General features: G+C 59.9%; 9 protein-coding genes. 3 read left to right on the top strand and 6 right to left on the bottom strand.

Going from position 1 to position 12901, the window contains the following annotated elements:
• Positions 1-32 precede the first annotated feature (32 nt).
• Positions 33-1196, top strand: coding sequence for a helix-turn-helix transcriptional regulator (locus CAER_RS0106375; protein WP_027234562.1), 1164 nt, complete (start codon positions 33-35; stop codon positions 1194-1196).
• A 36-nt stretch (positions 1197-1232) separates the two neighbouring features.
• On the opposite strand, the gene CAER_RS0106370 is transcribed toward CAER_RS0106375, so the two are convergent.
• The 3 genes from CAER_RS0106370 to CAER_RS0106350 all read right to left on the bottom strand — a co-directional run bounded on the left by CAER_RS0106370 (position 1233) and on the right by CAER_RS0106350 (position 4832).
• On the bottom strand, positions 1233-1703 hold the full coding sequence (locus CAER_RS0106370; protein WP_027234561.1) for a DUF995 domain-containing protein: 471 nt from the start codon (positions 1701-1703) through the stop codon (positions 1233-1235).
• Between the two features lie 837 nt (positions 1704-2540).
• A complete protein-coding gene (locus CAER_RS0106355) occupies positions 2541-2915 on the bottom strand; it encodes a hypothetical protein (protein ID WP_027234560.1) in 375 nt (124 codons plus the stop codon).
• Between the two features lie 330 nt (positions 2916-3245).
• Positions 3246-4832, bottom strand: a complete 1587-nt coding sequence (locus tag CAER_RS0106350) for a YqaJ viral recombinase family protein (protein ID WP_027234559.1) — start codon at positions 4830-4832, stop codon at positions 3246-3248.
• Between the two features lie 168 nt (positions 4833-5000).
• Between CAER_RS0106350 and CAER_RS0106345 the strand changes: the two genes are divergently transcribed.
• Positions 5001-5804, top strand: coding sequence for a helix-turn-helix domain-containing protein (locus CAER_RS0106345; protein ID WP_084299472.1), 804 nt, complete (start codon positions 5001-5003; stop codon positions 5802-5804).
• 71 nt (positions 5805-5875) lie between these two features.
• Here CAER_RS0106345 and CAER_RS0106340 read toward each other — a convergent pair whose 3' ends face one another.
• From CAER_RS0106340 to CAER_RS27700, 3 genes are all read right to left on the bottom strand, one after another.
• Positions 5876-7114 carry a hypothetical protein gene (locus tag CAER_RS0106340; RefSeq protein WP_027234557.1) on the bottom strand — a complete coding sequence of 413 codons (1239 nt, stop codon included), beginning with the start codon at positions 7112-7114 and terminating at the stop codon, positions 5876-5878.
• A gap of 78 nt (positions 7115-7192) precedes the next feature.
• Positions 7193-9466 carry a hypothetical protein gene (locus CAER_RS0106335; protein ID WP_027234556.1) on the bottom strand — a complete coding sequence of 758 codons (2274 nt, stop codon included), beginning with the start codon at positions 9464-9466 and terminating at the stop codon, positions 7193-7195.
• Positions 9467-9487: 21 nt separating this feature from the next.
• Complete coding sequence (locus CAER_RS27700; protein WP_036796934.1) at positions 9488-12208, bottom strand: ATP-dependent helicase; 2721 nt, start codon at positions 12206-12208, stop codon at positions 9488-9490.
• A 183-nt stretch (positions 12209-12391) separates the two neighbouring features.
• Between CAER_RS27700 and CAER_RS0106325 the strand changes: the two genes are divergently transcribed.
• Positions 12392-12838: a hypothetical protein gene (locus CAER_RS0106325; protein ID WP_027234555.1), complete on the top strand. Its 447-nt coding sequence runs from the start codon at positions 12392-12394 to the stop codon at positions 12836-12838.
• The last annotated feature ends 63 nt before the right edge of the window (positions 12839-12901 follow it).

Raw genomic sequence — 12901 nt, 5'->3', positions numbered from 1 at the left:
GATGTTTTGAGTTCAAGTTCTGGTGGAAAGACATGATAAGTATCGACCGCTTCTCTAACGCACTTTCCAGCATCTATGACGCGGCCTACTCCACGAACAGGTGGAGTGATGCAATGGAGGCTTGCCGGCGGGCTACCGCTGCGAAGCATGTCGTTCACTACGCCTATGGCGAATATGATGAGATAAGATTCTCAACACGGGGCGGAAGCCCATCATTGAAGTCAATTGAGTGGCTGTTTGAAGAGTACAACAGGAGGTTTAGAGAGAAAGGGGTAACCGGATATGATGATGTCGGTGCCGCATATATGCGGACGTCTTCGGTCGGGAGCCCGGTTTTGGATACCGACATTTGGGATCTGGAATGGATTGAGGGCCGACCTGAAGTCGTCTTCGTCCGGGGACAAACAGGGATATTCAGACGCCTGTATCTCAACACTTCCGTGGATCCTTTGATAAATGCTGGGGTCCAATTTTACTACGACGAAGCTCATTCAGAAATCCCGCGAGAAGACGTTGTTGCAGCCGGCATTCTTGGGCCACACCTTGCAAAAGCGTTTGACATAGCAAGATGGGCTCAAAACCTGCGAGCGAAATACGATGCTGTTCTGGGGGCTCTCAACAAAATAGATCTTGGCATATGCGTCACGGACCGCTTCGGAAGAGTTGCAGTTTGCAATACCGCTGCCAAAGACATTTGCGCTGAAAAGGACGGGATCTGGCGTGATCTGCGCGGCAATCTGGTAACAATCGACCCTGAGAAAACAGCAGCGATATCGCAGGCCGTCCAGAACATAGCCCAGACGTCAGAGGGCAAGGGCGGAGCGTCCGCCGTTGAGCTAAGCATTCCCCGCCGGGGATCGGACCATCCGCTTCTGCTCATCGTATCTCCTCTTCGGGATGCAGATGTCGAACTGGAAAGAGGGTTCTTCGGGAGCCTGATCACTATCATTGATGCAGATCGGATTTCCGACCTGCGGATAGACCTTTTTGGGGATGCTTACGGCTTCACCCCGATGGAGAAGAAGGCTGCAAGCCTTCTGGTCTCCGGCCTGACCACGCCTGAGATCGGCGAGGCCCTTGGCGTAGCGGCGTCAACAGCAACTTCCCACGTGAAGTCGGTCATGAAGAAGACGCTTTCTGACAACAGAGTGAAGTTCACGTGGAGGGCCCTGCAATTCACCCCTCCGATCTTGTGATGCTCTTCACCCTGCTGTCAGAAGCCCCCCGCCCGGTCAAACTCCGATCTTGGATCTCAGGGAGCTGATCTTGCTGCGCTGAGTATTCCCGTTGTGCTGCTTTGCAGGCTTGTGGCGGTACCAGTTTGACTTGTCTTCCTGGAACCGTTCCCAGACCACCCCATCTGGAGCTGTTACGAAGTCCCAGCACCACTTGCCGTCCGTGCTTTTCCTTTCGCCTTTCTCCAGCCAATACCATTGGGTCTCGTGGCAGAGCTTTCCGCGCGTCGTCACATACCACTTTCCGATCCCTACGGAATCTCCGGATTTCCCGACACCCAGGAATTCACCGCCAGGCCCCCAATAGGCATATCCGCCGCGGGTCCAGTGGCTGGTTTTACCGGCATAGAGCGCGGCGATTTGCTTGGGATCTGCAGGCTTTGCGCCTTTGGGTTTGCTGCCGGCGAAAACCGGAGAGGTCAGTGCGATAGCTGTAACGGCAATTGCTGCAACGATAGATCGTTTCATATCTCTTCTCCCTCTGAACTATCGCTATTTTTCCGACGCAAGAAGCACTTGTCCTCCCCAGTTTGGGGGAGGATGGGTTCCGGTTTCTAAATATGACACCATCTTGAATTGTACTCAAAGCCTGGTGTGAAACCCTATCATCAATACGACCTAGGCAGATGCAGCCACTTGCAGAACATGGGAAACCGCAACAACGTTTCGCGCCTCATCGTGGTAGACGACCACTGTAAGCCCCCCATAGGTGCCAATGATGCGTCTCCCTGATCGCCGGACCTCGGCGACTTCTTCAGCCCTTGCCAACCTGACCTGCAGTCCTCCGAGATCCAACCCGCAACCCCCTAATTGCACTCGTCTTGCGCATAGTGCGCGATCAGCTGCGCCTGACAATTCGGACAGTCGAATTCGTCCCCTTTCGCAGGCACTGCGTCAAACGCTATATCCATTGTGATCTGGCACACTGGGCACTCGAAATTAACCGAGCAGGCACCATCAGTTTCCTGGAACCGGAACATTTGCCGCGACCTAATCTGAGCGCATCATCCAGAAGCAGGCACCAAATCCTGCAAAGTATCCGACTCCGGTACACAAGACATAAAGCTCCAGCATCACTCACCCTAAAACACAGATAAACCAGAAAGCATGCAATCACAGCCTCTAACAGCTTTGGATTGAAATTTCAATAAAAGTGTAAGCATGGCATTTTCCTATAAGGCGAACCCGGGCCGTGCATGCGGCGGAGAAGTAATCCCGCGGGGTTTCACGGAAGGCGGCCAGCCCCAGGAGCCCCAAGCCAACAGCGAGATGACTTGCCGCGGCGGCTAATCCCGCGCACGGCCGTTAGCGGTCAGCGGTGGCACAGCTGCCTGTTCCGCGCTGGCGCGTCCCGCTCCCGCCAGGCTCAGATGCCAGCACGGTGATTTTCAGGTTTCGCATATTCAGAACCGCGCGATAATGCACCGTGGCCGGCTCAGGTCCGCCGAGGCCGCCCGGATGCTCAACCTCCCAGTTCAAAACGAAAGAAGCCTCGCTTCTCCGCTTCAGGTTGGCCAGCACCGGCTGGCCGTAGGACATCTCGATCCAGTTGTTGCTGACCGCAGCCAGCCTCTGGTTCGCCAGCAGCTGAATTGAAACCTCAGATGGAAGATGGCCTCTGCTCGAAATCGGTGTCACGCCGCAGGAAAGAGCTTCGACCGCAACCGCATCGCCCGGCATCCAGAACGAAGCCAAAAATGTTGCAAAGACAATCAGGAAAGATCTCGCCAGCACCCTACCCCCCACACTTATCCAATCCGTGCGACACAGCACGTAAAACTGCTTCAGAACAATCAGTTGGCCCCGAATAGCAAAAGCACACCAAAAAAATTGCTTACAATTGCCATCAAGGTGCAGGCGAGAGATGTGGCTTGAACACTACCAGAAGATCAGCTGCCGCAAAATGGCGTCACAAGTGCAGTGTGTCTAAAATTCTAATGACCACCCGCAAAAAGAAAGCCCGCGCTTTGTGAAAGCGCGGGCCGTGATTTGGTTTTTCGCAGATTGGCGTCAGGCCATTTCCATCTCCGGATCGTATTCCTCATCACCATCGATCTCGCCGCTGATGATCTTTGGCGCCTGCTCCTCAGCCATGGCCTCGATGCCGTCTACGAGATCGGAAACCTCGCCCCGCAGGTGCGACAGGCGCTCGAACTCGGGGCCTTTGGACTTCCGGGACAGGGCGAAGCTCTCCTGCACGCCCGCCGCCTCATTGACCGAAATGCCGCGCTCTTCGAGATGCTCGGCCAGCTTATCCATGTCCAGCTTGGTGACGATCGGCGCGCCCGCATCCAGGTAGTCTTTGAGCAGTTTGCTGACGGCTTCCTTGTCCTCTTCCTTGAGCGCCGCATGCAGATCCTGCAGAAAATCTGTTGCTGCCTGAGCGTCGACCTTGCCCTTTTTGTCGGGGATCTCGAAGGGTGTCACATCGATGTCGGCCGCTTCCGCCAGGTCGCGCAGCTTGTCCTCGTCCCATTTGCGTTTGCGGGAAAAGGCCGCAACGGTCAGATCCATTTTGCCCGTGGCCACTTCGTGCCACTCGGCGCCCATGGTTGAGATGCGCTCCAGCAAATCCTTCTGGCGTTTTCCGAGCTCGTCGCCGAGGACTTTCAGGAATGCAGCCTGCACACCGAAATTCTTCAGCGTGGCGTCTTTGACATCCAGCTCTTCGACGGCCGGCGCATCCGGGACAACGCCCATCATCACGTTCTCATGCCACAGCCGGTGGCAGGCGCCCGCAATCTCTTTCGCCAGTTCGATGTCAAACTCAACCGGGAAGGAGATAATCTTAAAGCTGCGGGGATCGAATGCCTCGATGGACATCACGTCGAACTTGGAGCCGGAGGCCAGCTGCAGGATCGCGTAGTGATGCACCTGGCAGATGTAGTCCATCGACACACCGTTGTTCTCGTAATCCTCGACAACGGCAGCCGAGGGCGCCTTGTAATCGAGGCAGCGTTTCAGCCCGGCCAGATCGCCCTGCGTGTGCGTGACGATATCGTCCGGCGTGCCAACGGAGGCGGGGCGCTTTGCCCAGCGGAAATTCTTCAGCTTGGCGAGATCTTCCTCATCGCTCTTCACGCCATGCTGCTCGTGATACATGCGCTGCACCCAAGGCTCAGCGCGCACGCCGCGGGCCATCTCCTCGGTGGAAGGCTGCGGCGACATGATCAGCAGCTTCTCCAGCACCAGGTTGTGCGCATCCCCGAAGGTGCCCTTCTTGCCGCGGTAGTGCTTCAGAACCGTTCCGGCCTCCGAGCCGCCAATCCCCGACGCCCGGCGCACGTGCCAGAAGACATGATTGTGAACATCGGCAACCGTGGCATTCCCCTCGCCATGCTCAAGCTCCATCCGGTCAACGGCGGTGCGCATTGTGCGCTCCAGCCAGCGCGCCGCATGCTCATCTTTGATCGCGCGGCGCTGGGGCAGCTTATCGATCAGCGCGGCCAGGCGCTTGCTGCTCTCCTCGAAATCAGCCGGCGCCTTGCGCGCCGCCTCCGCATCAGCGGCAGCATCGAACGCACGAAAGAGCGGCAGGGAGTCTTCGAGCGGGAAAATTTCCGGCGCTTCTTCGGTGCTCTTGGCTTCGGTCGACATGCAAGTCTTCTCCAGTTTGCGAAAATCTAATTTGCTCACGCTGACCTTAATCGTAAAATTCGAAAATCAAAAGCACCACCTTGAGGGCCGAAACTCCGGACGACTCCCTCTGGGAAATATTTTTAGTCAAGCCGGGCCGCTAATGGCCTGTCAAAACTGAGGAAAACGATGAACGCACAGATATTGCGCCTGGCTATGCCGGCAGAGGATCACCAGGCCGCCCAGTCCCTCACCTCACTTCTTGATTTGCGAAATTCTGATTGTATCACTTGCGCCCTCGAGGACAGCACGCCTCCGGCGAACCCGGTCGCGGCCCGCAGCCGGGAGATCCTGAAGGAGGCGCTCCAGATCTTCCATCAGCTGGAAGACGGCACGCCGCTGGTGCGCGTTGCGACAACCGCCAAGGAGGTTCACGCGCTCGGGATTGGCCAGCTTCTGTCGAACGGTCACCGCAAGGGCCTCATTGACGCCGATCTGAGCCCCGCGAATATCCTGAACCAGGTCTTCAATGCGGAAACCATGCGCATCCAGGACCGGCCCATCAGCCGCTACCGCTTTATCATCCACCTGAAGGCCCTGGGCATCGTGGCCCAGCGTCAGAACGAGCGCCAGCTGAAGCCTGCGGGCACTACGCCCTGCATGAAAGCGCTGGCCGCGCTGATCTTCGAGAACACGCAGATCCCTATGGATCAGATTGCCTCCGAGAGCCGCAAGAAGGAAATCGTGATCGCTCGGTTCAAGCTGATCTGGCTGATGCGCTCGGTTTGCGGGCACTCCCTGACGATGATCGGACAAAATCTCGGGAACCGGGACCACACCACGATCCTCAATTCCATCAACAAGGTGAAAAACGAGTGCGCCTCGGATGCCGGCTACAGCCGGTCGATCCACATACTTTGCGAAAAAGCAGATACGATTGGCATCCTGCAGAACCGCAACCTGCTGATGCGCGCCAGCAAACACCTGCACTGATTATTGCGAAAATCGAAGATGAAAGCACCCGTCACTCCGTGGCGGGCGCATCTTCTTGCGCTGGCGGCGCATCAGGCCATCCGGATGGCCCGTCCATGCGCGGCTTCAAGAGCCTGGTCGCCGATCAGGGAGTCCAGGATGCCCTGCAAACGCTTGACCTCCTCTTCGCCCGGGATCTCTTCAGGTGAGATATTCAGGACGGTCTCGTTCCCGATCTCTGCCAGCGGGATCCGGTCCGCGGTAGGCCAGGAGTAGACGAAAGCCTGCCCGGAAGCGGAGCCGACTGAATCCCGGATCGCCAGGATGTCGATCCCATCCACCGAGAACATCTTCATCTCGAACGTATACCCCGGCATCTGCTCGCCGGTAATTTCCTGCGCGCGCCGCTGCGCGCGATCGACCCATTGGCCAGTGAGGGCCCGGTCGGACAGCTCATCGGCAAGGAGGTCATACTCCATGGAGCTGACCGCGGCCGCGCCCAGGCGGGAGAGCGGTGTTGCGGTCAGAGCGCCAAAGACTTCCCGGCTGAGCCTCTCGTTGGACATGATCATGCCGCGCAGCGCTTCATCCGTGACCTCCATTCCGCCGATCGACCGGATCTCACCCCCGGACTGCGCCGCGGTCCGGATGCCGATGTCCTGGAAAACCTCGTCCAGATCTGCGGCCGCGGCGGCCGACAGCCCGTCGGGATGATCCGGCCGCACCCGGGTGATCTGCGCGCGGATCATATCAGCCCGCGCCTTGCGCCCGAAATCCGCATCGGAAATCGATGTACCGATACGTCCGGCGTGATCCAGCAGGGAGCACATGAACGCCTGACCGATCAGCTCCTCGCTGAAAACAGCGGGATCCGCTTTTGCTGCGACGATCTCGAACACACCCTGAATACCCTCCAGGATAGTCCGCTGATCCGCATTCAGCTGACGTCCGCGCGGCCCCATCGCCAGCAGCTGCTGGCGGGCGCTGAGCATATGGCGGCCGGTGAAGGGAATCTGGCGCTCAAAGCCATCACTCCCGGTGACCGGAACCACGAGACCGGCATCCCGGCCCGCGGGTATGTGCAGCCCTTCTTTTTGGCCGTCAGGCCGGGCGCGCGATATGAGGATGTCGCCATACCGCAAGGACGGCAGGCGGGAGGGGTCAAACGGCGCCAGGCCGGCCTGGGCCGCACGGGCGCGTTCAACGCTGTCTTCCGTTATGAACACCGCGCGCGCATCCAGCTCGGCATAGCCCCCCGTTTCCGGTTCGCCGGCCAGGCTCTTGCAAGCAAAGCCGCAGGTGTCCAGGAGTGCCTTGGTGTGTATTTTCATCGTGTTTTCCGGAACTTCACTGGTCTGCTCATCGAAAAAGATTAGGCGTCTCCCGTGAAAACGGGAAACGCCTCCTCATCAGGCCATTCCCGGACCCGCCATTGCGGGCTTGGGCGCGGCGAAGGGGTCGTCCTGGCCGCCTTCGGGAGTCAGATCCCATTCGATCGGCACATCTTCGTCAGCCTGGATCACTTCCATGCTGGACGGATCAGGTTCGGCACCCTTTTTCTTGCCCAGATTTCCCAGTTCCCTAATGGATTTCTCCTTCTGCGCCAGGGTGATCTTTTCTGCTGCGGCCTCCTCGATGTCCTGCTGCACTTCGCTGTCGGTCAGCGGCTTGCGTGCGTTCGCATCGGTCGGCGCGGCCCCCACGTTCTGCGTTTCCACCCGCGGCTGCGCATTCGTGGCCCCCGGCGGCGTCGGCATGACGGTGTGGCGCCGCTTGTAGAGGTTCCACGGGCCGTAGAACTCGATGATCTCCGCCTGCACGTTCGCCTGCTTTGCGGCTTCGATGGCCGCCATGGCAAATTTGCGGTCCCCCTTCATCTTCATCGTGCTCCAGCCGCGCGCCATGCTTTCCTGGATTGCGAGCTGGACCGATTGCGGGGTGATTTCCTTGAACCGGATTGCATCGCGGTGAGCAACCACGACCCCGCCATCGTTGGTTGTGGCGGTATTGTGGGCCCAGGCGCGCACCAGGTTGGATGCCTGACGGGTTGTCTTGTCGTCCAGCAGGCTGGCCCAGCGGATGCCGTAGTGGAGATCGTCCGACGAGCGCTTCAGATGGCGGCGCGCGCCATAATCAGACCAGGTCGGGATGCCGAGTTTCCGGTTCACCAGGGAGCCGCGCGGAATGCGGGGGTCATTGTGCTTGAGGATGTATTCGTTGATCTCCTCGGCCCGCTGCAGCATCCTGGCCTGCATCTCCCGCATCCCGCGCAGATATTCTTCCTGCGCTTCACGGGAGGCTTTGCTTTTGATCAGCATGTCGAAATCAGGCTGCATCGGCCAGGCCATGACCACAGGCCACGACTTCGGCCGCTTCGGAAAGCCCAGCCGTTCCATGTGATCCGCAACCGACAGTTCGTGCTCCATGGGGATCTCCGGTTCGGGATCGCCATTTTCGATCACGCCAAACCCACCGCTGGCGCCGGTCATCAGTTCCGCTTCAGCCTGTTCGGAGGGCGATGTCGCCGCCACCGGCAAGGGTGCAGCGCTCTCTGCCTCGGCAGAGGGCGCCGGTACTTCGCGCGCCAACTCCTGGGCGAGCACCTCATCCAGAACCGGCGAGCCTTCGATCCGGGCGCGGACCGGGCTGGTCTCGTCATGACCGAGCTTCGCGCGTGCCACACGGGTCGCCAGGTACGCCAGGTTCATCGTCTTGGTCAGGCGTTCGACATCGGCATCGCTGGGGTTTTCTACACCGCTCTCCTTAAATGCGGCGGCGACTGCCGCGCGGATGAACGCCTTGCGCCGGGCATCGAGTTCCGCTTTCACTTCTGCGGTCAGCGCTTTCAGGGCCGGTACGACATCCCCTGCCTTGATAACCTGCTCACCGTCCTGGGCTGGCATTTCCAGACGATAGCCACTCACAGTCGGGTCAAGGGTATCTTGTGCAGGTTTTTTGTTTTCCAAGTCGCCGTTTTCGGGTTCCTGGCCTGATGCCTGCGGCGCTTCTTTTTTCTCTTTTTCTTCTTCCTGGGAAGGGGATGTGTTCGCCGGCACGGCGCGGGCCTGCGGCGCTTCTTTCCTTTTTTCTTCTGCCTCATGGCGCACGGAAGCCTTCTCCCAGGCGGACTGAAGAAGAGTGTCCATCCGGATTCCATGAACCTCGAGATTGATCTCCGGCGCCGGAACAAACCGGATGCCCCGCGCTGAAGCCAGATGCGCGGCCATCAGGGCGCCCTCAACATTGGCAACGAAATCGCGCCGCGTGTCATGCGGCACCTTCTCGCTGCTGGACAGAATGGCTTCATGCATGGCCGCCTTGGCAGCGCGGCGCGAGATTTCCAGAACCTCAGCAGCGTGATCGGGGCTCATTGCGTGCAGCCTGGCCAGCGCCTCCTCACGCGGGAACGCCGGAATGTCGCTGCCGTCGGCCGAGCGCAGCCGGAACGGCACCTTCGGCGCCTTCGCCATGTCCTGTTCGCTCCAGTCCCAGGCATCAGCACCGGCCGCCTTTGCTTCAAGATCCTGGTTGATCTGATCCCAGGCATCCGCGTCTGCCTGAGTTTTCTCAGCTTCGAGTTCCTGGTTGATCTTGTCCCACTCGTTTCCAGCTGACTGGGCCTCAAACTGCTCGTCCAGGACCGCTTCATTCGATTTGGGCATCATTTTAAAAAGTTGGCTCATGATCTCTGTCTCCAGTGGTCTTTACATGGAAGGTTCAAAGTCGGGGTTGTCCCGAGGATCTTCATGGAAAGGGGGCTCCCAATCGTAGTCGGGCACCATGTCCCCATAGTCGGGCTCCCCCTGCTGCATCTGCGCGAACTCCTCTTCGCTCACCGGTGCGAAGGGGCGGTCGTCCGGATCTTCCGGAAGCGCGCGTTCGGGAGGCAGCATCTGCTCGGGCGCGAAACCCTGATCGAAAAAGCTGTCCTGAACCGCGGCGGCCGGTGCGGGCGCAGCCGGGCTGCGCGTGCCAAGAAGTCCGGCCAGCTCCTGGCGGGGCGGCAGCTTCAGCGCATCATTCCCGCTTGTGGCGGCCGGGGCCTTCTGAGCTGCCGGGCGCGACACCGGCTTGACGGGGCCGACCTTGTAGACCGCGTTGTTGGCGCCCTTGATGGACGTCATCTTGAACGCATTGTTGGGGCTGAGCCGCATCTCGTCGATGAAACGCGACGGCCGGTCAGTGCGCCCCCGGATGAACGGGCAGCCATAGATTTTCCAGGAGCGCGAAATCCGGACATCGTCGATCGCACGGGTCAAGGCCACATAGGCCAGGCGGCGCTCTTCTTCGATCGCCGCATCCCCTTCTTCCAGCGCGCGCCCATGCGGGAAGATCCCTTCCATCCAAAACGGCAGCCGGACTTTTGAGAATTCCAGACCCTTGGAGGCATGCACGGTCATCACCTGGATACCGGCGGCCTGCTCGCTTTGGTCCATCTCCAGCGTTGCCTCCTGCATGAAGGCTTCCAGGCTCGCATGCGGCTCGGCCTGCTCGAGGAGCAGGGCGATGTTGCCAATCCGGCGGGAGGCTTCGGACAGCTGCCCAGCCCGGTCAGCAAGATCCTCCGAGCTGATGTCCTCGCCCACCTGCTCACGCTTGGAGGAGGTTTCCCGGATCAGCGCGGTCAGGAATTCGCGCGGCGGCAGATTGTCGAAGTCGACGTCCTTCAAGCCCGCCGAGCGCAGCGCATCCCGGCGCATGTTCGGCAGATAGCCCGAGCGCTCAAGGATGGCACGGATTGCCTCGCCCGCATTGGGGGCCGCATGCGCGTCGCTGCGCATCTGGCCGACCAGGAAGCCGAACTCCTTCAGCTTCTTCACGAAGGCAGGTTTGTACCCCTCCCCGTCTTCCGGGATCTCGATCCGGTCATTCATGATCGAACGCAGTTCCTCGATGAACGACACGTTCTTTTTTCGCGCATTCGCGTTCACGCGCCCGGTCGATGTCGGGCCAAGCCCGCGCGCCGGCTTGTTGATGATGCGGCGCAGGAATACCTCGGCATCCGGGTTCGTGATGAAGCCCGCGAAAGCCATCGCATCCCGGACCTCTGCCGTTTTGCGAATATCGGACGCCTTGCCCTCTGTGACCGGCAGGCCGGCGGCACGCAGCTCCTTGGCAACCGCCTTGGCCAGATCCCGGGTCCGGGTCAGGATGGCGAATTGGGAGGGGTCTTCGCCGGAGGCGATATGGTTCTGCGCCTCAGCTGCCAGGCGGCGGATTTCATCCTCCGGGCGCTGATGCTCTTCCACGTATACCGGAGCGCGCGGGCGGGTTTCATCGGCCGCCTTGATCACCTTGTCATAGCGTCCGGCATTGTTGCGCACCAGCGTGTTGGCCACATCCAGGATGGCGGGCTGGCAGCGGTACGACTGGCGCATGAACTTCACATCGAGACCCGGGTACCGGTCGGTCAGGAGCCGCATGATCGAGGGATCTGATCCCCGGAATGCGTAGATGGACTGGTCATCATCCCCCACGAATGCCACCGTCGGCCGCGGGAACTGGCGGATGCGGAAGCCGTTCACTTCATGCATGCCGTCTCCGGCATTGGCGAACTCATTCTCGTAGGCGCCTTCCGGCATCACCATCTCGCGGCCGCCATCGGTCAGGGCATCAAGCCAGGCGACCTGCGCGCGGTTGGTGTCCTGGACCTCATCCACCATGAAGTGGCGGAACGTCGAGCGCCAGGAGTTGCGCACCTCTTCGTTTTCCTGGAACAGTTTGGTCACCCGGTTCATCAGATCCGAGAAGTCGACCGCGTTCTGCTCATCGAGCGCGGATTGATAGGCGGTATAGACGCGCGGGAAGTCCTGGGTGTGGAATGTGCCGAGGATCTTCTCCCAGGTGGCGAGGTTCTTGGGCAGAACCGGGCTGTCGAGCTTCGACATATGGATATCGAAGACCTTCTTGGACAAAAGGTCCGCCGACAGAAGCCGTGCCTTCGCTGTCTCGAGATCCCGGAAGAACTCATCGACATCGAAGCTATCCAGGTCCAGCTGCTCAGCGACCTCCTTGGCAAGGCCCGCTGCATCGGATTCATCGAAGATCGAGAAGTTGCGGCCCAGACCCGCTTTTGCCGCCTCGACACGCAGAATGCGCAGCGACAATCCATGGAAGGTGCCGATCCAGGGCTCCCCTGTGATCCGCGGGTTCATCGCCTGCAGGGCGCCGATGATCGGCTTGATACGCTCACGCATCTCCTTTGCGGCCTTGTTGGTGAAGGTCACCATCATGATCGAGTTCGGGTCAGCCCCGAGGCCGCCCATCGACTGCGGCATCATCAGGTGGATGAACCGCCCGATGAGGGTCCTGGTCTTCCCGGAACCTGCGCAGGCGATGATCATGACCGGATCATCGGTCTTCAGCGCCGCGGCGCTCTGCTCGTCAGAAAGGGACCGCAGATATTCTATGGCGTCGTTGGACATGCCCTACTCCAGCTCGTTTGCCTGATTCTACAGGGGATTTGCGAAAATCGCTCAAGGTTTTCCCCATATTCCCGACAAGACCAAGCCCAAAATGCGAAAAACTAAAGTGCGGCACGACCCCATTGGGGATAGATTCAAGGAATACAGAGGGTCCAGCCCCGAAGATTGATAAAGGAGATCCCGATGAGCACTCGTGGCGAAGCGGAGAAGCTGCGCTCGGTCAATGTGAAGATGACCGACGCGATGAGCGATGAGCTCACAAGGAAGAACCCGAACCGCAGTAAGCTGGTGCGGGTCGTTCTGGCCGCCATCCTGAAGGCGCACGCCGAGGGGCAGCACGATGCCTTCGAGGCCGCGGTGGATGCCGCGCAGCGCAGCTCGGCGCGCGTGCAGAAGCTGACCGGCACGACCGGCATCGCCTGGCGCAAGGTCATCGTCTGGATCCCGGAACGCATGCATCAGGAGATCGTGGCGGAGATGCGCAGCCTGAACCTGCGCCCGGCCGACTTCATCCGCGGCGCCATCATCGGCTTCACCGGCGTTGACCCGACCGAGGGCATCATCGGCGACGGCCGCGAGCTGTGGACCAGCGCTGTGGTGGACGAAGGCCGCGAAACCAAGGAAGGCTGAGCAAAATATGCCTGCAGGTCTCTATTCCCTGACAAATCTCGCTGTTGCTGTGGCGGGGACCCT

Source organism: Leisingera caerulea DSM 24564 (assembly GCF_000473325.1).
Taxonomy (GTDB): Bacteria; Pseudomonadota; Alphaproteobacteria; order Rhodobacterales; family Rhodobacteraceae; genus Leisingera; species Leisingera caerulea.
This window is presented reverse-complemented; position numbering and strand designations above follow the sequence as displayed.

Coding starts and splice junctions, on each gene's coding strand:
- CAER_RS0106325 (WP_027234555.1), top strand. CDS start 12,392: ATGAGCACTCGTGGCGAAGCGGAGAAGCTGCGCTCGGTCAATGTGAAG.
- CAER_RS0106355 (WP_027234560.1), bottom strand. CDS start 2,915: ATGCCGGGCGATGCGGTTGCGGTCGAAGCTCTTTCCTGCGGCGTGACA.
- CAER_RS0106350 (WP_027234559.1), bottom strand. CDS start 4,832: ATGTCGACCGAAGCCAAGAGCACCGAAGAAGCGCCGGAAATTTTCCCG.
- CAER_RS0106340 (WP_027234557.1), bottom strand. CDS start 7,114: ATGAAAATACACACCAAGGCACTCCTGGACACCTGCGGCTTTGCTTGC.
- CAER_RS0106345 (WP_084299472.1), top strand. CDS start 5,001: ATGAACGCACAGATATTGCGCCTGGCTATGCCGGCAGAGGATCACCAG.
- CAER_RS0106335 (WP_027234556.1), bottom strand. CDS start 9,466: ATGAGCCAACTTTTTAAAATGATGCCCAAATCGAATGAAGCGGTCCTG.
- CAER_RS27700 (WP_036796934.1), bottom strand. CDS start 12,208: ATGTCCAACGACGCCATAGAATATCTGCGGTCCCTTTCTGACGAGCAG.
- CAER_RS0106375 (WP_027234562.1), top strand. CDS start 33: ATGATAAGTATCGACCGCTTCTCTAACGCACTTTCCAGCATCTATGAC.
- CAER_RS0106370 (WP_027234561.1), bottom strand. CDS start 1,703: ATGAAACGATCTATCGTTGCAGCAATTGCCGTTACAGCTATCGCACTG.